This is a genomic window from Synechococcus sp. Tobar12-5m-g (assembly GCF_024345415.1).
Taxonomy (GTDB): domain Bacteria; phylum Cyanobacteriota; class Cyanobacteriia; order PCC-6307; family Cyanobiaceae; genus Regnicoccus.
In genome coordinates, this window is record NZ_JAGQBB010000027.1 from 1 (window position 1) to 20,733 (window position 20,733).

The window sequence follows — 20,733 nt, forward strand, 5'->3', positions numbered from 1 at the left end:
GAGATGGGCAAGATTTCGTGTCGCCGGAAAGAGGTTGTCGTCAAAGGCAACCGCAGAGCAGCTCAGGGGGCCTCACCGGCCAACTTGATTGACGCCAAACGGCCAAGGGGCTTGACGCGAGACACACCATTCTTCACAAACAAGAACGGAGAAGTTCGCAACGGGTCCCAAACCAGAAAGGGCCATAAAAAACCCCCTGGTGAATCCAGGGGGTTAAGTGTGGATGAGGTTCGTCCCTCAAGAATCTCGTCTTGACACGATCAAGAAGAAGGTAGCCTTCCAATGGGTCGCTGGCTGACCTGTGTGAACAGGACTCCAGCGACCCAGCCAATCAGCCGAATTTGCCGGACGTGGAGGCGATCAGGAAGGCACCGTAGGTGAGGATGTAGCCCACAGAGAAGTGAGCCAGACCAACCACACGGGCTTGAACGATCGAGAGGGCCACAGGCTTGTCACGCCAGCCCACCATGTTGGCGAGCGGTGTGCGCTGGTGAGCCCAGACGATGGTTTCGATCAACTCCTGCCAGTAGCCCCGCCAGGAGATCAGGAACATGAAGCCAGTGGCCCAGACCAGATGGCCGAAAAGGAACATCCAGGACCAGACAGCCAGGTTGTTGGTGCCAAAGGGGTTGTACCCATTGATCAACTGGGAGCTGTTCAGCCAGAGGTAGTCACGAAACCAACCCATCAGATAGGTGCTGGATTCGTTGAACTGAGCCACGTTGCCCTGCCAGATGGCGAGGTGCTTCCAGTGCCAGTAGAAGGTGACCCAACCCACGGTATTGAGGGCCCAGAACACCGAAAGATAGAAGGCGTCCCAAGCTGAGATATCGCAGGTGCCGCCACGGCCGGGTCCATCACAGGGGAAGGAGTAGCCGAAGTCCTTCTTGTCGGGCATCAGCTTCGAACCCCGCGCATCCAGGGCACCCTTCACCAGGATGAGAGTGGTGGTGTGCAGGCCCAACGCAATGGCGTGGTGGACAAGGAAGTCGCCAGGCCCAATCGGCAGGAACACATCGGTGTTGCCATTGATCGCATCCAGCCAGAAGTGATCGCCAGGGATGTTGGCCGAAGCCAGACTGGCGGCACTGGAAGGATTCGAGAGCAGCACATCAAAGCCATAGAGGGCCTTGCCGCTTGCGGCCTGCACGAACTGGGCAAAGACAGGCTCCACCAGGATCTGCTTCTCGGGGGTACCGAAAGCCACGACCACGTCGTTGTGGACGTAGAGACCAAGGGTGTGGAAGCCAAGGAACAGGGAGACCCAGCTCAGATGACTGATGATCGCTTCCTTGTGATCCAGCATCCGAGCAAGAACGTTGTTCTTGTTGGCCTCGGGGTCGTAATCACGGATGAAGAAGATCGCACCGTGGGCGAAGGCCCCCACCATCAGAAAGATGGCGATGTACTGGTGGTGGGTGTAAAGCGCAGCTTGCGTTGTGTAGTCCTTGGCGATGAACGCATAGGACGGCAACGCATACATGTGCTGGGCCACCAGGCTGGTAATCACACCCAGGGAAGCCAGGGCAAGGCCAAGCTGGAAGTGGAGCGAGTTGTTGATCGTGTCGTAGAGGCCCTTGTGGCCAGCTCCGAGAGCACCACCGAAGGGGGTTCCCTTGGGCGGATTGTGGGCCTCCAGGATCTCGCGAATCGAGTGGCCGATCCCGAAGTTGGTCCGATACATGTGGCCGGCAATCACGAAGATCACGCCAATCGCCAGATGGTGATGCGCGATGTCGGTGAGCCAGAGCGACTCGGTCTGGGGGTGGAAACCGCCCAGGAAGGTGAGGATCGCGGTGCCGGATCCGGTGGAGCTGCCGAACACCTGGTTGACCGTGTCGGGGTTCTCGGCATACACGCCCCAGTTACCGGTGAAGAACGGAGCAAGGCCAGCCGGGTGAGGCAGGACGTTCAGGAAGTTGTCCCAACCGACATGCTGACCGCGGGATTCGGGAATGGCCACGTGGACCAGGTGGCCGGTCCAGGCGATCGAGCTGAATCCGAACAGAACCGCGAGGTGGTGGTTCAGGCGTGACTCGGCGTTCTTGAACCAGGCCAAGGAGGGCCGGAACTTGGGTTGGAGGTGAAGCCAACCGGCGAACAGGGCCCAGGCCGAGAGGATCATCATGAAGATCGATCCTTGGTAGAGCTCGGCATTCGTGGTCATGCCGATCGTGTACCACCAGTGGTACAAGCCTGAATAGGCAATGTTCACCGGGGAGGTGGCACCGGCCTGGGTGAAGGCAGTGATGGCCCCCTGGCCGAAGTGGGGATCCCAGATCGCGTGAGCGATGGGACGGACATGCAGCGGATCGGCGACCCACTGCTCAAAGTTGCCCTGCCAGGCGATGTGGAACAGGTTCCCAGAAACCCAGAGGCCGATGATCGCCAGGTGTCCGAAATGGGTGGAGAAGAGCTTTTGGTAAAGCTTCTCCTCCGTCATTCCGTCGTGGCTCTCGAAGTCGTGAGCCGTGGCGATTCCGTACCAAATACGGCGGGTTGTGGGGTCCTGTGCCAGACCCTGGCTAAACGAAGGAAATTTCGTTGCCATGTGGAAAGGTCAGGAGGAGGTCAGCCGACCGCGACAAGTCGGGCCAGGAAGAACGCCCAGGTGGTAGCGATACCGCCCAGGAGATAGTGGGCAACGCCAACGGCGCGTCCCTGGATGATGCTCAGCGCCCGCGGTTGAATCGCAGGTGCAACCCTCAGCTTGTTATGGGCCCAGACGATGGACTCAATCAGTTCTTGCCAGTAGCCGCGGCCGCTGAACAGGAACATCAGGCTGAAGGCCCAGACGAAGTGGGCGCCGAGGAACATCAGGCCGTAGGCACTCGAAGAGGAGCCGTAGCTGTTGATCACCTGGGCGGCCTGGGCCCACAGGAAATCACGCAGCCAACCATTGATGGTGATGGCGCTCTGGGCGAAATTGCCGTTGGTGATGTGCTGGACGGTCCCGTCCGCATTGACGGTTCCCCAGACATCGCTCTGCATCTTCCAGCTGAAGTGGAAGATCACGATGGAGAGGGAGTTGTACATCCAGAACAGGCCCAGGAACACGTGGTCCCAAGCCGAAACCTGGCAGGTCCCGCCACGGCCAGGGCCGTCGCAGGGGAACCGGAATCCCAGGTTCGCCTTGTCGGGGATGAGCCTGGAGCTGCGGCTGTACAGCACACCCTTCAGCAGGATCAGCACGGTGACGTGGATCGTGAAGGCATGGATGTGGTGCACCATGAAGTCGGCCGTTCCCAGGGGGATGGGGCCGGCGGCCACCTTGCCTCCGACGAAAATGATCGAACCGTTGAACACCTCACTGACACCGGCGAGCGCGTTGGGCGCCGTGCTGCCGGCAGCGGCGGCATGCAGACCCTGAATCCACTGGGCGAAGACGGGTTGCAGCTGAATGGCGGTGTCACTGAACATGTCCTGGGGACGGCCCAGGGCACGCATGGTGTCGTTATGGATGTAGAGGCCGAAGCTGTGGAAACCTAGGAAAATACACACCCAGTTGAGGTGGCTGATCAGGGCGTCCCTGGCCTTGAGAACCCGGTCCAGCACATTGTCGATGTGCTTGGCGGGGTCGTAATCGCGGATCAGCGCGATGGCCGCATGGGCACCGGCGCCAACAATGATGAAACCGCCAATCCACATGTGGTGGGTGAACAGTGACAACTGGGTTGGGTAATCGATCCCGATGTAGGGGTACGGAGGCATCGCATACATGTGATGCGCCACGATGATGCTCAAGGAGCCGAGCAAGGCCAGGTTCACGGCCAACTGGGCATGCCAGGAGGTGGTCATGAACTCGAAGAGACCATCGTGACCCTTCGGAGCCGGGAACAACAGGGGATCACCCTTTTGCCCCTCGAGGATCTCCTTGATGCTGTGGCCGATGCCCCAGTTGGTCCGGTATTGGTGGCCGGCGATGATGAACAGAACGGCGATCGCCAAGTGGTGATGGGCGATGTCGGTCATCCACAGGCTGCCGGTGACAGGATTCAAGCCACCCTTGAAGGTGAGGAAATCGCTGTAGGCCGCCCAGTTGCCGGTGAAGAAGGGGGAGAGACCGGCCCCGAATCCAGGGAACAGCTGAGCAATCAGGTCCTGGTTCAGGAACTCATGGGGCAGTGGAATGTCCGCAACCGAGGCGATGGTCTTGCCATTGAGCGCCAGGGGCTTGCCGGCGTCGATGGCATCCATCAACTGGGTGGTGGGCAGGGACACATGCAACAGGTGACCCGTCCAGGACAGGGAGCCCAGACCCAGCAGGCCGGCCAGATGGTGGTTGAGCATGGACTCAACGTTCTGGAACCATTCGAGCTTGGGGGCTGCCTTGTGGTAATGGAACACACCGGCATTGAGCATGAGACCGGCCATCACCAGGGCTCCGATTGCCGTGCAAAGCAACTGGAATTCACTGGTGAAACCCCAGGCTCTCCAAACGTGGAAAAGGCCTGAGGTGATCTGAATGCCGTGGAAACCGGCACCCACATCGGCATTGAGAATTTCCTGGCCAAAGATCGGCCACACCACCTGCGCACTGGGTTTGACGTGCAGGGGGTCGGCCAACCAACCGGTGTAGTTGGAGAAACGGGCACCGTGGTAGAAGGCGCCGCTCAACCAGATGAAAATGACGGCCAGATGGCCGAAGTGAGCGCTGAAGATCTTCCGAGAGACCTCCTCTAAATCGCTCGTGTGGCTGTCGAAATCGTGAGCGTTGGCGTGGAGGTTCCAAACCCAGGTGGTGGTTTTGGGACCTTTGGCGAGGGTGCGATCGAAGTGACCGGGTTTGCCGAGCACTTCGAAATCGACAGGAACGGGGTTCCGATCGACGGCGACCTTCGCCTTTGTCCCACGCTCTGGTGGGCTGATGGTCATCGAGACGTTCCTCGAGGGACGGGATCGAGGTGGAGGTCCACCCCTCCGGCACAGGCGGGAAGCCTGGCCGGTGGGTCACATGGCTTGGCGGATCGAGCCCGCCAAGCCATGGAAACCAGGAAGGCAAGAGACCGGCGAATGACCGAAACCCCTTGCCACAACTGGAGCTGAAGCCCCAAAGAAGGGACCGCTGGCGGAAGTATAGGGGCGAGTTTCAAGCCCATTGGCCGGGAAGTAACAAAGGTTCAATCCAGCGGCACTCCTGTCTGAGACTGGGCTCTGACAGGGGATACTTATCAATGAGTCAAGGTATTCATTGCTGCTTTTGTTATTCCAATCACCACTGATCTCCCCCATCTCCACCCGGACCTCTTTCCCGCTTCAGCCCCTGACCGCAGGGCTGCGGGGCCTGGGGGTGGCGCTTCTCTGCCTGACCGTGTTGCTGACGGGTGGCTGGAGCCTGCGGCCTCCGTCGCTGCCGGCGGCTCCAGCCATCGCCCCGTCCACGCCGGCCGGAGCCCTGCAGGAGGTCGCACCCCCGTTGCCGGTTCAGCAGCTGCAGGATCGGCTGGCCGAGCATCAGCCCCAGCTGCGCATCCTCACCCCCACCAACGAAGCGGTGCTGCCTGCCGGCCCCTGGGAGCTCCAGCTCGCCCTCGATGACTGGCCCCTGGTCGGGCCTGGGGGCCTCGGCATCGGCCCCCATCTGGTGGTTCAAGTGGATGACCAGCCCCCGCTGCGACTCGTTGATCCCGGCGCCAATGGCAGCGCCAGCACCTCGCTGCAGGTGACGATGGCGGCTCTCAACCCGGGGAGCCATCGGCTGAGTGTCTACGCCGCCCGGCCCTGGGGCGAGGCGGTCAAGTCCGCCGGGGGCTTTCGCCAGATCCGGCTGCATCGGGTGGCTCCCAATCCCTTGCAGATCCCGCCACCTGGATCGGCCCAGTTGATCAGCGCCATCCCGGCCGACTTGCTGACGGCAGAGCCCGTGCCGATCGACTGGCTGCTGGTGGATGCACCTCTGCAGCAACTGCGCGACGACGATCGCCACTGGCTGCTGCGGGTCACGGTCAACGGGGACAGCTTTCTCGTCGACCGGCAGACGACGCTCTGGTTGAAGGGGCTGCGGCCGGGCAGCAATGCGGTGCAGCTGGAACTGCTCGATGGACTGGGGGAACCCTTGAATCCACCCTTCAACAGCTTGGTGCAGGAAGTGATCCTGGCTGCGGGCGGCGGCAGCCGGTGGCAGCAGGGCCGGCTCACGGAATTGGAACTCGACCAGCTCCTCGGTCAGGCCTCCCCTGCAGAGGAGCCAGCCGCCCTGGCAACGGACGCCGTCCGATCAGATCCTCCTCCGGAGGAAGCCGCGAATCCTGGGGCGACGGCTCCCGAGCCGGTCCCGGAGCCGATCCCCGAGCCAGAACGCGACGACGACCCCGCCCCCCTGGAACCCCTGGCTGCCAGCCTGACCCCATGAACCAGCCCACCTGTTGGGGTCTGGGGCTCGCTCCGGCCAGTTCTCCAGTCCTCAGCCAGTTGCACCAGGGCGGCCTGGTGCAACTGGCCCCAGCCACAACGTCGGCAGCGGCATTCCTGGCCGAGCACTGGGACAGCAGCGCGGCCTTCGTGGCCGTTGGAGCCTGCGGAGCCATCACCCGGCTGATCGCCCCCCTGCTCAAAGGCAAGCACCATGATCCGGCCGTGGTGGTGGTGGATCCTGGCGGCCGCTTCGTGGTCCCCTTGCTGGGGGGACACGGCGCCGGCGCCGAATCCCTGAGTCAGCGGGTGGCTGCGCTGTTAAGCGGCCAGGCGGTGCTGACCGGATCGAGCAGCGGCATGGGCCGGCTGGCCCTCGACAGCTTCGGGCGTGACTGGGGCTGGCGGCGAGGAGAGGGCGACTGGGACGCGCTGATGAAGGCGGCGGCCAGGGGCCAGCAGCCCCAGGTCTGCCAGGTGGCTGGCCAGACCCTGTGGCAACGCCTGCAAGCGACAGTGCCGCAATGCGAGAATTCGTCCCAGCCCGCGCTGCAGCTGGTGATCAGCCACCAGCGGGGAAACGGCTGCCGCTGGCACCCCCCCTGCCTCTGGCTGGGGATCGGCTGCGAGCGCCACACCAGCCCCAGCCTGTTGGAGCGGGCCGTCGATCGGGCCCTGGAGGAGCATGGCCTCGCGCCGGAAGCGGTGGCAGGTCTGGCCAGTGTGGACCGCAAAGGCGATGAGCCGGCCCTGCTCGCCCTGGCTGAGGCGCATCAGTGGCCCCTGCGGTTGTTCAGCGCCGGGGACCTGGCGCCGGTGCCGGTGCCAACCCCCTCGGACGCCGTGCGAAAGGAAATGGGTACCGCCAGCGTGGCGGAGGCCGCCGCCACGCTGGCCGCCGGCCCACAGGGTTCGCTGCTGGCCGCCAAACGGATCGAGCGCGCCAGGGACTCCGAGCAGGGTGCCGCCACCCTGGCCATCGCCCGGGCCACCCCGCAATGGGCCCCTTGCCAGGGTCAACTCAACCTGGTGGGGAGCGGACCCGGCAGCCTGGATCTGCTCACCCCAGCGGCCCGCCGCGCCCTGGCGGAGAGCACGATCTGGGTGGGCTATGGCCTGTATCTCGATCTGCTCGAACCCCTGCGGCGCCCCGATCAGTTGCGCTGTGACGGCCAGCTCACCCAGGAACACCAGCGCTGTGCGCTGGCCCTGGAGCTGGCCTGCCAAGGCCTGACCGTGGCCCTGGTCTCGTCTGGCGAGAGCGGCATCTATGGCATGGCCGGCCTCGCCCTGGAGCTGTGGCTGGCCCTGGCGGAAGGCGGAAGGCCTGGCTTCACAGTGCATCCCGGCCTTTCAGCCCTGCAGCTCGCCGCCGCCCGCGCCGGGGCTCCCCTGATGCACGATTTCTGCACGATCAGCCTCAGCGACCGGCTGACGCCGTGGGCAATGATCGAGCGGCGCCTGAGGGCGGCGGCAGCGGGTGATTTCGTGGTGGCCCTCTACAACCCCCGCTCGCTCGGTCGCGACTGGCAGCTGGCCAGGGCCCTGGCGCTGCTGAGCGAGGGGCGCAGCCCAGGGATCCCCGTCGTGCTGGCCCGGCAGCTGGGCAGGGCCGAGGAACGGGTCAGCCTGCACCGCCTCGAGGACCTGCCCCTGGAGCAGGTCGACATGCTCAGCCTGGTGCTGGTCGGCAACAGCACCACCCGCCTGGTGCACGGACGGATGGTGACGCCCCGTGGGTATCCGGGGGCCGAGCTCAGCTGAGGAATCCGGCTTCGACCCGGCAGGTCAGAAACTCTGAATCGGGATGACAGGATTCGAACCTGCGGCCCCTTCGTCCCGAACGAAGTGCGCTACCAAGCTGCGCCACATCCCGCTGGAAAGAGCGTAGGCGATCAACCAACGGCTCCCCCTACATTCGTTGCTCACCACGGCAGAGGCCCTGGGCTCTTGCTCAAACCCCACTGGCTGCGCGTCAAAGCTCCCCAACGGGAGCGAATCGGTGCGGTGGCCGACCTTCTCACCGATCTGAACCTGAACACGGTCTGCCAGGAGGCCAGTTGCCCGAACATCGGCGAATGCTTTGCCGGTGGCACCGCCACCTTCCTGATCATGGGACCGGGCTGCACCCGCGCCTGCCCCTACTGCGACATCGACTTCGACAAGAGCGTGCGGGGTCTCGATCCCAGCGAACCGCAACGGCTGGGTGAGGCCGTGGCCCGGCTGGGACTCAGCCATGTGGTGATCACCTCGGTGAATCGCGACGACCTGGAGGACGGAGGGGCCAGCCAGTTCGTTGCCTGCATCAACGAGGTGCGCCGCCGCTCACCCGCCACCACGATCGAGCTGCTGATCCCGGATTTCTGCGGGAACTGGAACGCCCTGGCGGCGGTGATGGCGGCCAGCCCCGATGTGCTCAACCACAACATCGAGACGGTGCCCCGGCTTTACCGCCAGGTCAGGCCCCAGGGAATCTATGGACGTTCCCTGGAGCTGCTGCGCCGGGTGAGCGAAAGCTGGCCGCGCACCTACACGAAGTCGGGGCTGATGGTGGGGCTGGGCGAAACCGACGAGGAGGTGTTTGCCGTGTTGGGCGATCTGCGAGCGAACTGCGTTGCCATCGTCACGATCGGCCAGTATCTCTCACCAGGGCCCAAGCATCTGGCCGTGCAGCGGTTCGTGGAACCGGAGCAGTTCGACCGGTTCTGTGCCCACGGTGAAACCGAGCTGGGCTTCCTGCAGGTGGTGAGTTCGCCGCTGACCCGCAGCAGCTATCACGCAGGCGAGGTGCGGCGGCTGATGCGGGAGTTCCCCCGCTAGGCCGCCACCTTGACCCGCTCGGAAAGGCCGACTCTGGCCAGTTCGCTCGGCGGCACCAGCACCTTGAAGCGGCCGCGCCACTGGGGCCAGTTGGCGAGGATTTCGGCGGCCCGGCGGCTGCCGGTGTGCTCGAGGTGGGCTTCGAGCAGGGGTTTGAGCAACGCCTCCTGCTCCGGCGTATCGAGCGGGTGCATCGCGAGGGTTTCGGGGTTGAGCCGGCCGGCCAGGGTGTCCTGCTCATCGAGCAGGAAGGCCACCCCACCGGTCATGCCGGCGCCCACGTTGCGGCCGGTGCTGCCGAGGATCACCACGAGTCCGCCGGTCATGTACTCGCAGCAGTGGTCACCGCTGCCTTCCACGACGCTCTGAGCACCGCTGTTGCGCACGGCGAACCGTTCTCCGGCACGGCCAAGGGCAAAGAGTTCTCCGCCGGTGGCCCCATACAGGCAGGTGTTCCCAAGAATCACCTGGCTGCCTGGATCTCTGACGCCGGCAGGGGGGACGACGACGATCCTGCCCCCGTTCATGGCTTTGCCGACGTAGTCGTTGGCGTCACCAACCAGGCGCACCTGCATGCCCTGGAGCAGCAGGGCCCCGAAACTCTGGCCCGCCGCGCCCTCGAAGCGGAGGTCGAGGAGGCCAGCGAAGCCGGTGTTGCCGTGGCGACCGGCGATCTCGCCGGCCAACCGGGCGCAGACGCTGCGGTCGGTGTTGACGATCGCCAAAGTGCGGCTCACCTGGCCGTGGGTTTCGATCGCCGCCAGCACCTCGGGGTCGGCGAGCAGGTGATCTTCGAGGATCGGGCCGTTGCCGTGGGCCGCAGCCCGGTGCTTCAGCCAGCCCCGATCCACCGACTGGGGGATGGGGTCCAACAGACAGGAGAGATCGAGGGAGCCGGTTTTGGCCAGGGCCACATTCCGCGGTTTCAGCAGGTCGTTCCTGCCGATCAGATCCTCCAGCCGGGCCACCCCGAGCACGCTGAGAAGCTGGCGCACCTCTTCGGCCACGTAGAGGAAGAAATTGACCACGTGCTCGGGCAATCCGGTGAAGCGTTGGCGCAGGGCCTCCTTCTGGGTGGCCACCCCCACCGGGCAGTTGTTGGTGTGGCAGACGCGAGCCATGATGCACCCTTCGGCGATCATCGCCACCGAGCCGAAGCCATACTCCTCGGCGCCCAGCAGGGCGGCCATCACCACATCCCAACCGGTCTTGAGGCCGCCATCGGTGCGGAGCAGCACCCGATCACGCAGGCCATTGACCAGCAGGCTGCGGTGCACCTCGGAGAGCCCCAGTTCCCAGGGGCTGCCGGCATGTTTGATCGAACTCAGCGGCGAAGCCCCGGTGCCGCCGTCGTGCCCGGAGATCTGAATCACGTCGGCGTTGGCCTTCGCCACACCGGCGGCAATGGTGCCGATGCCGATCTCGGCCACCAACTTCACAGAAACCTTGGCGGCGGGATGGACCTGGTGAAGGTCGTGGATCAGCTGGGCCAGATCCTCAATCGAATAGATGTCGTGATGCGGAGGAGGGGAAATGAGCGCCACGCCTGGTTTGCTGTTGCGCAGCCAGGCGATGTAGGCATCCACCTTCGGACCGGGCAGTTGCCCACCCTCCCCCGGCTTGGCCCCCTGGGCCACCTTGATCTCCAGCTGCCGGCCACTGCGCAGATAGGCGGGCGTCACACCGAAACGTCCGGAGGCGATCTGCTTGATCGCCGAGTTGGCCGAATCGCCGTTGCGAAGTCCCCGGATCGTGGGAAGAGTCGGCGAGAACCCCTCGGCGTCCACGTCCTGGAGCCCATGGAAACGGGCCGGATCTTCGCCGCCTTCCCCACTGTTGCTCTTGCCGCCGATGCGGTTCATGGCCACGGCCAGCACTTCATGGGCTTCACGGGAGAGAGCTCCCAGGCTCATGCCACCGGTGCAGAAGCGGCTGCAGATGCTCTCCACGCTCTCCACCTGCTCGATCGGCAGCGGGGCCGGTGCCGGCCGAAGTTCGAGCAAATCCCTGAGGGCCGTGACCGGCCGGTGCTCCAGCAGGGTGCGGTAGGTGGAGAAGTGGTCGTAGCCGGGCCCTGCGGCCACGGCGGCGTGGAGAGCCTTGGCCATCTCCGGGCTGTTGAGATGAAACTCCCCGCCGGAGCGGTACTGGACGAAGCCCATGAACTCAAGCTTGGTTCGATGCAACTCCGGGAAAGCCTTGGCATGGAAGGCCAGGGTTTCCCTGGCCAGGTCGGTGAAGCTCAGGCCAGCGACCCGGCTGGTGGTGCCCTTGAAGGCACGCTCGATCAGATCGGCGCCGATGCCGATGGCTTCGAAGATCTGGGCCCCGTGGTAACTGGCCAGCAAGGAAATGCCGATCTTGGAGAGGATCTTGCGCAAACCTGCCTCGAGGGCCTGGCGCACGTTGGCCTGGGCGGCAGCCGCATCCAGCCTGGCGAGCTTGCCGCGCCCCATCAGCGACTGGGTCTTGGGGTGCTCGAGCCAGTGGCGGGTGGTCTCCCAGGTGAGCCAGGGGCAGACCGCACTGGCACCGAAGCCGATCAAGCAGGCCAGCTGGTGGGTGCTCCAGCACTGTGCTGTTTCGACCACCAGAGAACAGTGCAGCCGCATCCCCAACTGGAGCAGGTGATGGTGCACGGCCCCCACCGCCAGCAGCGGCGGGATGTAGGAACGGGTTGGGGAGAGGCCCTCCTCGGCCCGATCGGAGAGCACCAGGATCTGATGTCCCGACCGGACGGCCGCTTCCGCCCCAGCGCACAGGCTGGCTACCGCCTCCTCCAGGCCAGCCGGACCCCCAAGGATGGAGAACAGGGTGGAGAGGGTGGTGGTGGCCAGACCCTGCTGGGCGAGGCAGAGCAGTTCCCGCTCATTCAGCACCGGGCTGTCGAGATGCAGCACCGAAGCGGAAGCTGGTTCCGGCCTGAGGGCCGACCCACGGCGGCCGAGGTGCATCTCCAGGCTCATCACCAGCTCCTCACGGAGGGGGTCGATCGGCGGATTGGTGACCTGGGCGAATCGTTGCTTGAAGTAGTCGTAAAGAAGATGGGGTTTGGTGGAAAGCACCGCCAGCGGGATGTCGTCGCCCATGCAGTAAGTGGGTTCCTTGCCCTGACCCGCCATGTCCTCGATCACCAGGTCCTGATCCTCCGCCGTGAAACCGAAGGCGGTCTGGTGGCGAAGCAGATCAAGGGGGACCAGGCTGTTGGTCTCCTGCCAGGGCTGGGGGTGAAGCGCGCGGCGGTGCTCCTGCAGCCAGGCGCCGTAGGGATGACGGGAGGCCACTTCTTCCTTCACCTGCCAGTTCTTGAGCAACCGTCCGTTCTCCAGATCCACCGCCAGCATCTGGCCTGGACCGAGCCTCCCCTTTTCAAGGATCCGGCTTTCCTCGATCTCCACCACCCCGGTTTCCGAGCCCATCACCACCAGGCCATCGGTGGTGATGCAGTAGCGGGCAGGCCTCAGACCGTTGCGATCGAGGGTGGCCCCCACACTGAGGCCATCGCTGAAGACCAGCAGGGCGGGGCCGTCCCAGGGTTCCTGGAGGCAGGCGGAGTACTCGTAGAAGGCCTGCACAGCGGGCCGCTCGTCGAGTTCAGGCTGTTGACGGAAGGCTTCGGGCACCAGGGTCAACAGGCTGTCGGTGATGGGCCGGCCGCTGCGCACCATCAGCTCCAGCATGGCGTCGAGGTTGGCCGAATCGCTGAAGGCAGAGTTCACCACTGGCTTGAGATCGGCAGCGGCCTCTCCCCAGGCGGCATCCAGGTGGGACTCGGCGGCTCGGGCCCAGTTGAGGTTGCCGAGCAGGGTGTTGATCTCCCCGTTGTGGCCCAGCATCCGCATCGGCTGGGCCAGGGGCCAGCGCGGCAGGGTGTTGGTGCTGAAGCGGCGGTGATAGACCGCGAAACTCACCGCGAAACGAGGGTCTCGCAAATCGGCGTAGAAGGCTGGCAGCACTTCCGAGCGCACCATTCCTTTGTAAACAACGGTGCGTCCGCTGAAGGAGGCGAAGTAGAGCTCACTCGGGCCAGGGCCCCATGCCTCCCGCACAAGATCACCAACGCGGCGGCGACAGCGAAACAGAAGGGCCTCGAGGGCGTCCCCTTCCACATCGGCCTCGACCAGCCACTGCTCGATCACCGGCGCGGTCTGGCGGGCGAGGGGCCCGAGCACGGCGCGATCCACAGGCACGGAGCGCCAGCCGACACTGCGCAGGCCCAGGGTGAGGGCCGCCTCTTCACAGAAGCGATGGGCCTGCTGAAGCCGTCGCGGTTCGACCGGCAGGAACAGCATGGCCAGGCCACGGCCCTGGGGTGAGACCGAGGCCGAGGCGGGCCAGACGGTTGCCAGGAAACTCCAGGGAATGCCGCAAAGGATGCCGGCGCCGTCGCCGGAGTCGCTGTCACCCCCGCAGCCCCCGCGGTGCTCCATGCAGCTGAGCCCCCGCAGGGCCTGCTGCAGCAGGCCGTGGGAGGCCTCGCCGCCCAACTGGGCCAGAAAACCGACCCCACAGGCATCCTTCTCGCCGGCAATGGCCTCGGGCGCAGGACTGTCGCAATGGGGCCAGAGCGGAGAGGAGGAATGAGGCATAGCCCGGGAACGACCTGCAAGAACCAGGGGCAGCCCTGATTGAGCCAGGCAGCCATCCTGTTAGCGACGCTGACTTTAGGGACCAGGGACTGGGCTTAGCGTTCATCAGCAACCGAATAGACCTGATGGCGCGGCCGATTCTGAAATCCAGCGGCTGCCTTTCGCTTGGCCTGGCCCTGTTGCCCCTGCTGTCCCTGGCCCTGCCCCCCGGGGCGCACGGCCAGGGCAGCTGGCGGGGGCCTGCCTCGCTCACTGGGCCCGCCAGCGCCCAGACGCAATCCCGGCAGGCCGCGGCGCTCCGCTCGGGCCAGCGGGTCATGATCAACGGGATCACCCAACAGGCCCGCTGGCAGTGGCGGGATGCCGATGGATTCGCTCCCCTGCAGCTCTGGCTGCCCCTGGATCTGCTCCAGGGGCAGTTGGGCTTCAGCAGCCGCAGCCAGCCGGATGGGAGCCTGGAACTGGAGTGGTTCGATCAGACCCTGAAGGTCCCCTCCGGAGGGCAACGAAGCCTCGATGATGAGGTCGCCGTTGATGTCGCCCCCCTGCTTCAGGCCGCCGGAGTGCGGCTTGAAACCAGCGGCGAAGGGCTGGTCATCGTGTTACCGAGGCCTGCTCTGGTCCGGGTGCGGGTGTCGTCCCCCGGGGGGACGGCCGCTCTCGGCGGCCGGCGGGTGGTGCTCGATCTCGATGGCATCGCCGCCGTGCGCCAGGACAGCGGCCGGTTGCTGGTGGGGCTGCGCAGCACGACGGCGCAGCGGGCCGAGCTGCAGGCCCTTGGCCTCACGGTGGGCCAGAGCGAGCAGGGGCTCAGCCTCAGCCTGGGAAACGCCGTTCCCAAGCTCCTGGTCCTGGGAGGACCCGCCAGGGTGGTGCTCGATCTGGCCGGCGTCGGCCTGGGCGGCCCGGCCGCGGCGGCGGGAGCCAACGGGATTGGAGCCGCAGGAGCCGGGCCGTTCACAGCGCCACCAGCACGCCTCGATCCCCGGCTCCAGGCCCTGCTGAGCAGGAGCGTCACGATCGAGCGCCAGGTCCGCGTCGTCGGAGCGCGAAGCATGCTGATCAACAGCGTTCGTCTCGACCCGCGCCGCAATCCCCTGGAGCTGCGCCTGCTCACCCGCTCCGAGGGGATGGAAGGGCTCAGCTCCCTGCCGGCCCTGGCCCAGGGCGACCAGGCCCTGGTGGCGATCAACGGGGGTTTCTTCAATCGGGTGCGCCGGCTGCCGCTGGGGGCGCTCAAGGATCAGGGGCGCTGGCTGTCCGGACCGATCCTGAACCGCGGCGCCGTGGGCTGGCAGCCGGGCGAGCTGCCCCGGTTCGGCCGGCTCCGTCTGGAGGACTGGGTGATCGACGCGGCTGGCCAGCGCTGGCCCCTGACCACGGTGAACAGCGGCTACATCGAGCGGGGCCTGGCCCGTTACACGGCGGACTGGGGAAGGGGCTACCGCGCCCTGAGCGGCGCGGAGACGGGCCTGATCCTCAGCGGAGGTCTCGTCCAGCGACAACTGACTCGGGATGAGCTCGCCAACGGCGTTGGCCTGGGACCCGACGACACCTTGCTGGTGGCCAGGGCCGGAGCAACGGCTCCCTGGGCGGTGGGCAACCGTCTGGCGATTGCCAGCCGGCCGGATGAGCCCCTGGGCCAGCTGCCCTTCGTGCTGGGGGGCGGACCGCTGCTTCTCCTGCAGGGCCAGGTGGTGCTCAATGGCACCGGAGAGGGATTCAGCCAGGCCTTCCTGCAGCAGGGTGCGCCGCGCACGGTGATCGGCAGCGACGGGCGTGAGCTCTGGCTGCTGACCCTCGAAGGGGTGGAGCACAACGGCCCGACCCTTTCGGAAACCGCTGTGCTGCTGAGGCAGCTCGGACTCCGCGACGCGCTCAACCTCGACGGAGGCAGCTCGACCGGCTTGGTGGTGGGGGGGGCGATGACCGTCAAGGGACGCGGTGTCACCGCCTCGATCCACAACGGGCTGGGTCTGGTGCCCCGCGGCGACCAGCCGGGCCTGGTGGAGGGGCCCACGAAGCACTCCACCCCTGCCCCAGACTTATTGACCACCCGCTGATCCAGCCCACCCCCCATGCCTAAGGGTCTCACCGTGCGCCTGAGCGCCGCCGCCGCCGCCGAGCTGGGCCGACAGGCCTCTGTGGCCGGAACCCCCGGCCTGATGCATCTTGACCTGATCGAGGGCGGCTGCGAGCACTGGGTGATCCGACTCCGGCCCGGCGATCTGGCCGGCGTGGCGGTGGCCCGGGCCGATGGGATCACCCTGCACGCTCCCGCTGAACAGGCCAGCCAGCTGGCGGGGCTCAACCTTGACTACCGAGGCGACCTCAGCGGCGGGGGATTTCTGATCCGCTCCAGCGAAGCCGTCCAATGCTGTGCCTGCGGGGCGGCCTTCAGCCGCGTGGCAGGAACCGGGCTGGCGACAGCGTAGGGTGGTTAATTGTCAAAACGGTCGGACGTCCGGCTTAATTCTTCGGCCCTCGATGCCCACGATTCAGCAGCTGATCCGCACCGAGCGGCAGCACCTCACCCGTAAAACCAAATCCCCAGCGCTGCGGTCCTGTCCGGAGCGCCGGGGGGTGTGCACCCGCGTCTACACCTCCACCCCCAAGAAGCCGAATTCCGCCCTGCGCAAGGTGGCGCGGGTCCGGCTCACCTCCGGGTTCGAGGTCACGGCCTACATCCCTGGAATCGGCCACAACCTTCAGGAGCACTCCGTGGTTCTGATCAGAGGCGGCCGGGTCAAGGACCTACCGGGTGTTCGCTATCACATCATCCGCGGCACCCTGGATACCGCCGGCGTCAAAGACCGGCGCCAGAGCCGCTCCAAGTACGGCGCCAAGACCCCGAAGAGTTGATCCAGCTTTCCGCTTTCTCCCCCACCCCGCCTCCCTTTCTTCAGGTTTATGTCTCGCCGCAACGCTGCTGAGAAGCGCCCGGTTCAACCCGATCCCCAGTTCAACAGCCGCCTGGCCTCGATGGTCGTGGCCCGGCTCATGAAGCACGGCAAGAAGTCCACGGCCCAAAGGATCCTCTCGGATGCCTTCGGCCTGATCAATGACCGCACTGGCACCGACCCCCTCGAAGTATTCGAGACGGCCGTTCGCAACGCGACCCCCCTTGTCGAGGTGCGTGCCCGTCGGGTCGGCGGAGCCACCTACCAAGTTCCCATGGAGGTGCGCCAGGAGAGGGGCACGGCGATGGCCCTGCGCTGGCTGGTGAATTTTTCCCGGGCCCGCAACGGTCGCAGCATGTCCCAGAAGCTCGCCGGCGAACTGATGGATGCCGCCAATGAGGCCGGCAACGCCGTGCGCAAACGGGAGGAAACCCACAAGATGGCCGAAGCCAACAAGGCCTTCGCCCATTACCGCTACTGAGCGGCCCCTGCTGGCTGGGTCGCGGGCCCATTCAGCCGGATTGAATCAGCGCCTAAAATCAACCCGCACGTTCGTCGATTTTCCTTCGGAGACCCCACCCCGTGGCCCGCGCCTACCCCCTGGATCGCGTCAGAAATATTGGCATCGCCGCCCATATCGACGCGGGTAAAACCACCACCACAGAGCGGATCCTGTTCTATTCAGGCGTGGTGCACAAGATGGGGGAGGTCCACGATGGCGCCGCCGTCACTGACTGGATGGCCCAGGAGCGCGAACGGGGCATCACGATCACGGCCGCGGCCATCTCCACCAGCTGGAGAGAGCACCGGATCAACATCATCGACACCCCGGGGCACGTTGACTTCACCATTGAAGTCGAGCGCTCCATGCGCGTTCTCGACGGGGTCGTCGCGGTGTTCTGCGCCGTGGGTGGGGTACAGCCTCAGTCAGAAACAGTGTGGCGGCAGGCGGATCGCTACAAGGTGCCCCGTATCGTGTTCGTCAACAAGATGGACCGCACGGGCGCCAACTTCCTGAAGGTCTACGATCAGATCAAGGACCGGCTCAAGGCCAAGGCCGCCCCGATCCAGCTGCCGATCGGCGCCGAAGGTGATCTCAAGGGGATCATCGATCTGGTGCGCCAGAAAGCCATCATCTACACAAACGATCTGGGCACCGACATCATCGAGCAGGAGATTCCTGACGACATGAAGGAGGAAGCTGCCCTGTGGCGCGGCAAACTGATGGAATCGGTGGCTGAAACCGATGAAGAGTTGATCGAGGCCTACCTCGAGAACGGTTCGCTCACCGATGAGCAGCTGGTGAAGGGAATTCGCATCGGGGTTGTTGACCACGGTCTGGTTCCCATTCTTTGCGGTTCCGCCTTCAAGAACAAAGGCGTTCAGTTGATGCTGGATGCCGTTGTCGATTATTTGCCGGCCCCGAGCGATATCCCGCCCATTCACGGGCTCTTGCCCGATGGCGAAGATGCAACCCGCGCCTGTGATGACAACGCACCCTTCAGCGCCCTGGCTTTCAAGGTGATGTCCGATCCCTACGGAAAGCTCACCTTTGTGAGGATGTACAGCGGCGTCCTCAAGAAGGGCAGCTACGTCCTCAACAGCACCAAGGACAAAAAGGAGCGCATCTCCCGGCTGATTCTGCTCAAAGCCGACGACCGCGAAGAGGTCGACGAGTTGCGCGCCGGCGACCTTGGTGCTGTTCTTGGCCTCAAGGACACCACCACCGGCGACACGCTCTGTGTGGACACCGACCCGATCATCCTCGAGTCCCTGTTCATCCCCGAACCAGTGATTTCCGTTGCCGTGGAGCCAAAAACCAAAGGCGATATGGAAAAGCTCTCCAAGGCACTCCAGTCGTTGTCGGAGGAAGATCCCACCTTCCGGGTCTCCACCGACCCCGAAACTAGCCAGACGGTGATTGCCGGCATGGGTGAACTTCACCTTGAGATTCTGGTCGACAGGATGTTGAGGGAATTCAATGTCGAAGCCAACATCGGCGCCCCTCAGGTGTCTTACCGCGAAACCATCCGTGGCAGCGCCAAGGGAGAAGGCAAATTCGCCAGGCAGACAGGTGGCAAGGGTCAGTACGGCCATGTCGTGATCGAGATGGAACCGGGGGAGCCGGGCTCCGGGTTTGAATTTGTCAACAAGATTGTTGGTGGTATCGTCCCAAAGGAATACATCGGCCCTGCCGAAAATGGCATGAAGGAAACCTGCCAATCTGGAGTGATTGCTGGCTTTCCTATGATCGACATCAAGGTCACCATGGTCGACGGTTCCTACCACGACGTTGATTCCTCTGAGATGGCGTTCAAGATTGCCGGATCCCTGGCGTTCAAGGACGGCGTCAAGAAGTGCAATCCTGTCCTACTGGAGCCGATGATGAAGGTGGAAGTCGAGATCCCCGAGGATTACCTCGGATCGGTGATCGGCGACCTCTCTTCCCGTCGTGGTCAGGTCGAAGGCCAGTCCATCGACAACGGACAATCTAAAGTCCAGACCAAGGTGCCCCTTGCCGAAATGTTCGGCTATGCCACTCAGCTCCGATCCATGACCCAGGGTCGGGGTGTTTTCTCGATGGAGTTCAGCCATTACGAGGAAGTTCCTCGCAATGTCGCTGAGGCCATCATCTCTAAGAATCAGGGCAATACCTGATCTCTCAACCCCAACCAACCCCCCCGATTCTTTCCTTCAATGGCCCGCGAGAAGTTTCAGAGGAACAAACCTCACGTCAACATCGGCACCATCGGCCACGTTGACCACGGCAAGACCACCCTTACCGCCGCCATCACCAACGTGCTGGCATCGATCGGGCAAGCCAAGGCCCAGGCCTACGACGACATTGACGGTGCTCCTGAAGAGAAAGAACGGGGCATCACCATCAATACGGCCCACGTCGAGTACGAAACCGGGCCCCGCCACTACGCCCACGTCGACTGCCCCGGTCACGCCGACTATGTCAAGAACATGATCACGGGCGCCGCCCAGATGGACGGCGGAATTCTGGTGGTGGCTGCCACCGACGGCCCGATGGCCCAGACCAAGGAGCACATCCTGCTGGCCAAGCAGGTTGGCGTGCCTGCCCTGGTGGTCTTTCTCAACAAGAAAGACATGGTCGATGACGAGGAAATCCTCGAGCTCGTGGAACTGGAGATGCGCGAGCTGCTGAGCAGCTATGACTTTCCGGGTGATGACATCCCCATCATTGCTGGGTCGGCGTTGAAAGCCCTCGAGTTCATCCAGGGTGGTGGCAAGGGAACCCGTGGTGAGAACGAATGGGTCGACAAGATTCTCGATCTCATGGACGCCGTCGACGAATCGATCCCTGAGCCCGAGCGGGAAATCGACAAGCCCTTCCTGATGGCCGTCGAAGACGTGTTCTCGATCACCGGTCGCGGCACCGTGGCAACCGGCCGGATCGAGCGTGGCAAGGTGAAAGTGGGTGAAACCGTCCAGATCGTTGGCATCAAGGACACCCGTGAAACCACCGTCACTGGCGTGGAGATGTTCCGCAAGCTGCTCGATGAGGGCATGGCTGGCGATAACGTCGGGCTGCTGCTGCGTGGTGTTCAGAAGGAAGACATCGAGCGCGGCATGGTGCTGGTCAAGCCCAACTCGATCAAGCCCCACACCAAGTTCGAAGGTGAGGTCTATGTGCTGAAGAAGGAGGAGGGCGGTCGCCACACCCCTTTCTTTGCTGGTTACAGGCCCCAGTTCTACATCCGCACCACCGATGTGACCGGTCAGATCACCGCCTTCACCGCCGACGATGGAACCAACGTCGAGATGGTGATGCCCGGTGATCGCATCAAGATGTCAGCCGAGCTGATCTGCCCAGTGGCGATCGAGCAAGGCATGCGTTTTGCCATCCGGGAGGGCGGCCGTACCATCGGTGCCGGTGTCGTCTCCAAGATCGTCGCCTGATCCGGAGCTCAGCCAAGCGGAGAGGGTGCCAAACGGTAGCCTCTCCTGTCCAACCCTCCGGTGCACGCCGGTCGGTGAGCACCTCGACAACCCAAGGATCGACTGATCCACCCCTTCCGTTCTGTTGACGCCCAGCGAAGCGCTCA

12 protein-coding genes and 1 tRNA gene are annotated in these 20,733 nt (G+C 64.4%); 9 read left to right on the forward strand and 4 right to left on the reverse strand.

Annotated features, from left to right (window positions below):
- Positions 1 to 331: 331 nt before the first annotated feature.
- Together psaB and psaA are read right to left on the reverse strand one after the other, a co-directional pair.
- Positions 332 to 2,551, reverse strand: coding sequence for a photosystem I core protein PsaB (psaB, locus tag KBY66_RS13615; RefSeq protein WP_255090159.1), 2,220 nt, complete (start codon positions 2,549 to 2,551; stop codon positions 332 to 334).
- Positions 2,552 to 2,571: 20 nt separating this feature from the next.
- On the reverse strand, positions 2,572 to 4,875 hold the full coding sequence (gene psaA, locus KBY66_RS13620) for a photosystem I core protein PsaA (protein WP_255090160.1): 2,304 nt from the start codon (positions 4,873 to 4,875) through the stop codon (positions 2,572 to 2,574).
- Positions 4,876 to 5,290: 415 nt separating this feature from the next.
- On the opposite strand from psaA, the gene KBY66_RS13625 reads away from it, so the two are divergent.
- Together KBY66_RS13625 and cobJ are read left to right on the forward strand one after the other, a co-directional pair.
- Positions 5,291 to 6,352: a hypothetical protein gene (locus KBY66_RS13625; RefSeq protein WP_255090161.1), complete on the forward strand. Its 1,062-nt coding sequence runs from the start codon at positions 5,291 to 5,293 to the stop codon at positions 6,350 to 6,352.
- The gene (gene cobJ / locus KBY66_RS13630) at positions 6,349 to 8,115 is read left to right on the forward strand and encodes a precorrin-3B C(17)-methyltransferase (protein WP_255090162.1); all 1,767 of its coding nucleotides are present in this window, start codon (positions 6,349 to 6,351) and stop codon (positions 8,113 to 8,115) included. The genes KBY66_RS13625 and cobJ overlap by 4 nt, the downstream gene beginning before the upstream one ends.
- 38 nt (positions 8,116 to 8,153) lie before the next feature.
- Here the strand turns inward: cobJ and KBY66_RS13635 are convergent.
- Positions 8,154 to 8,227, reverse strand: a tRNA-Pro gene (locus KBY66_RS13635).
- 74 nt (positions 8,228 to 8,301) lie between these two features.
- Between KBY66_RS13635 and lipA the strand changes: the two genes are divergently transcribed.
- Positions 8,302 to 9,171 carry a lipoyl synthase gene (gene lipA / locus KBY66_RS13640; protein WP_255090163.1) on the forward strand — a complete coding sequence of 290 codons (870 nt, stop codon included), beginning with the start codon at positions 8,302 to 8,304 and terminating at the stop codon, positions 9,169 to 9,171.
- Here the strand turns inward: lipA and KBY66_RS13645 are convergent.
- Positions 9,168 to 13,760: a glutamate synthase-related protein gene (locus KBY66_RS13645; protein WP_255090164.1), complete on the reverse strand. Its 4,593-nt coding sequence runs from the start codon at positions 13,758 to 13,760 to the stop codon at positions 9,168 to 9,170. The two genes, lipA and KBY66_RS13645, sit on opposite strands and share 4 nt — an antisense overlap.
- A 125-nt stretch (positions 13,761 to 13,885) precedes the next feature.
- On the opposite strand from KBY66_RS13645, the gene KBY66_RS13650 reads away from it, so the two are divergent.
- The 6 genes from KBY66_RS13650 (at position 13,886) to tuf (ending at position 20,587) form a co-directional block, all read left to right on the forward strand.
- Positions 13,886 to 15,823: a phosphodiester glycosidase family protein gene (locus KBY66_RS13650; protein WP_255090165.1), complete on the forward strand. Its 1,938-nt coding sequence runs from the start codon at positions 13,886 to 13,888 to the stop codon at positions 15,821 to 15,823.
- 15 nt (positions 15,824 to 15,838) lie between these two features.
- Entirely contained in the window at positions 15,839 to 16,195 is a 357-nt protein-coding gene (locus tag KBY66_RS13655; RefSeq protein WP_255090166.1) for an AIR synthase, read from the forward strand.
- 52 nt (positions 16,196 to 16,247) lie between these two features.
- Positions 16,248 to 16,622 (forward strand): 30S ribosomal protein S12, encoded by a 375-nt coding sequence (gene rpsL, locus KBY66_RS13660; protein WP_255090167.1) that lies wholly within the window; start codon positions 16,248 to 16,250, stop codon positions 16,620 to 16,622.
- A 48-nt stretch (positions 16,623 to 16,670) separates the two neighbouring features.
- Positions 16,671 to 17,141, forward strand: a complete 471-nt coding sequence (gene rpsG, locus KBY66_RS13665; RefSeq protein WP_255090168.1) for a 30S ribosomal protein S7 — start codon at positions 16,671 to 16,673, stop codon at positions 17,139 to 17,141.
- A gap of 101 nt (positions 17,142 to 17,242) precedes the next feature.
- Positions 17,243 to 19,318, forward strand: a complete 2,076-nt coding sequence (gene fusA, locus KBY66_RS13670; RefSeq protein ID WP_255090169.1) for an elongation factor G — start codon at positions 17,243 to 17,245, stop codon at positions 19,316 to 19,318.
- Positions 19,319 to 19,357: 39 nt separating this feature from the next.
- Positions 19,358 to 20,587 carry an elongation factor Tu gene (gene tuf, locus KBY66_RS13675; protein WP_255090170.1) on the forward strand — a complete coding sequence of 410 codons (1,230 nt, stop codon included), beginning with the start codon at positions 19,358 to 19,360 and terminating at the stop codon, positions 20,585 to 20,587.
- Positions 20,588 to 20,733: the final 146 nt, after the last annotated feature.

Coding starts and splice junctions, on each gene's coding strand:
- tuf (WP_255090170.1), top strand. CDS start 19,358: ATGGCCCGCGAGAAGTTTCAGAGGAACAAACCTCACGTCAACATCGGC.
- rpsL (WP_255090167.1), top strand. CDS start 16,248: ATGCCCACGATTCAGCAGCTGATCCGCACCGAGCGGCAGCACCTCACC.
- psaB (WP_255090159.1), bottom strand. CDS start 2,551: ATGGCAACGAAATTTCCTTCGTTTAGCCAGGGTCTGGCACAGGACCCC.
- KBY66_RS13650 (WP_255090165.1), top strand. CDS start 13,886: ATGGCGCGGCCGATTCTGAAATCCAGCGGCTGCCTTTCGCTTGGCCTG.
- KBY66_RS13645 (WP_255090164.1), bottom strand. CDS start 13,760: ATGCCTCATTCCTCCTCTCCGCTCTGGCCCCATTGCGACAGTCCTGCG.
- cobJ (WP_255090162.1), top strand. CDS start 6,349: ATGAACCAGCCCACCTGTTGGGGTCTGGGGCTCGCTCCGGCCAGTTCT.
- rpsG (WP_255090168.1), top strand. CDS start 16,671: ATGTCTCGCCGCAACGCTGCTGAGAAGCGCCCGGTTCAACCCGATCCC.
- psaA (WP_255090160.1), bottom strand. CDS start 4,875: ATGACCATCAGCCCACCAGAGCGTGGGACAAAGGCGAAGGTCGCCGTC.
- KBY66_RS13655 (WP_255090166.1), top strand. CDS start 15,839: ATGCCTAAGGGTCTCACCGTGCGCCTGAGCGCCGCCGCCGCCGCCGAG.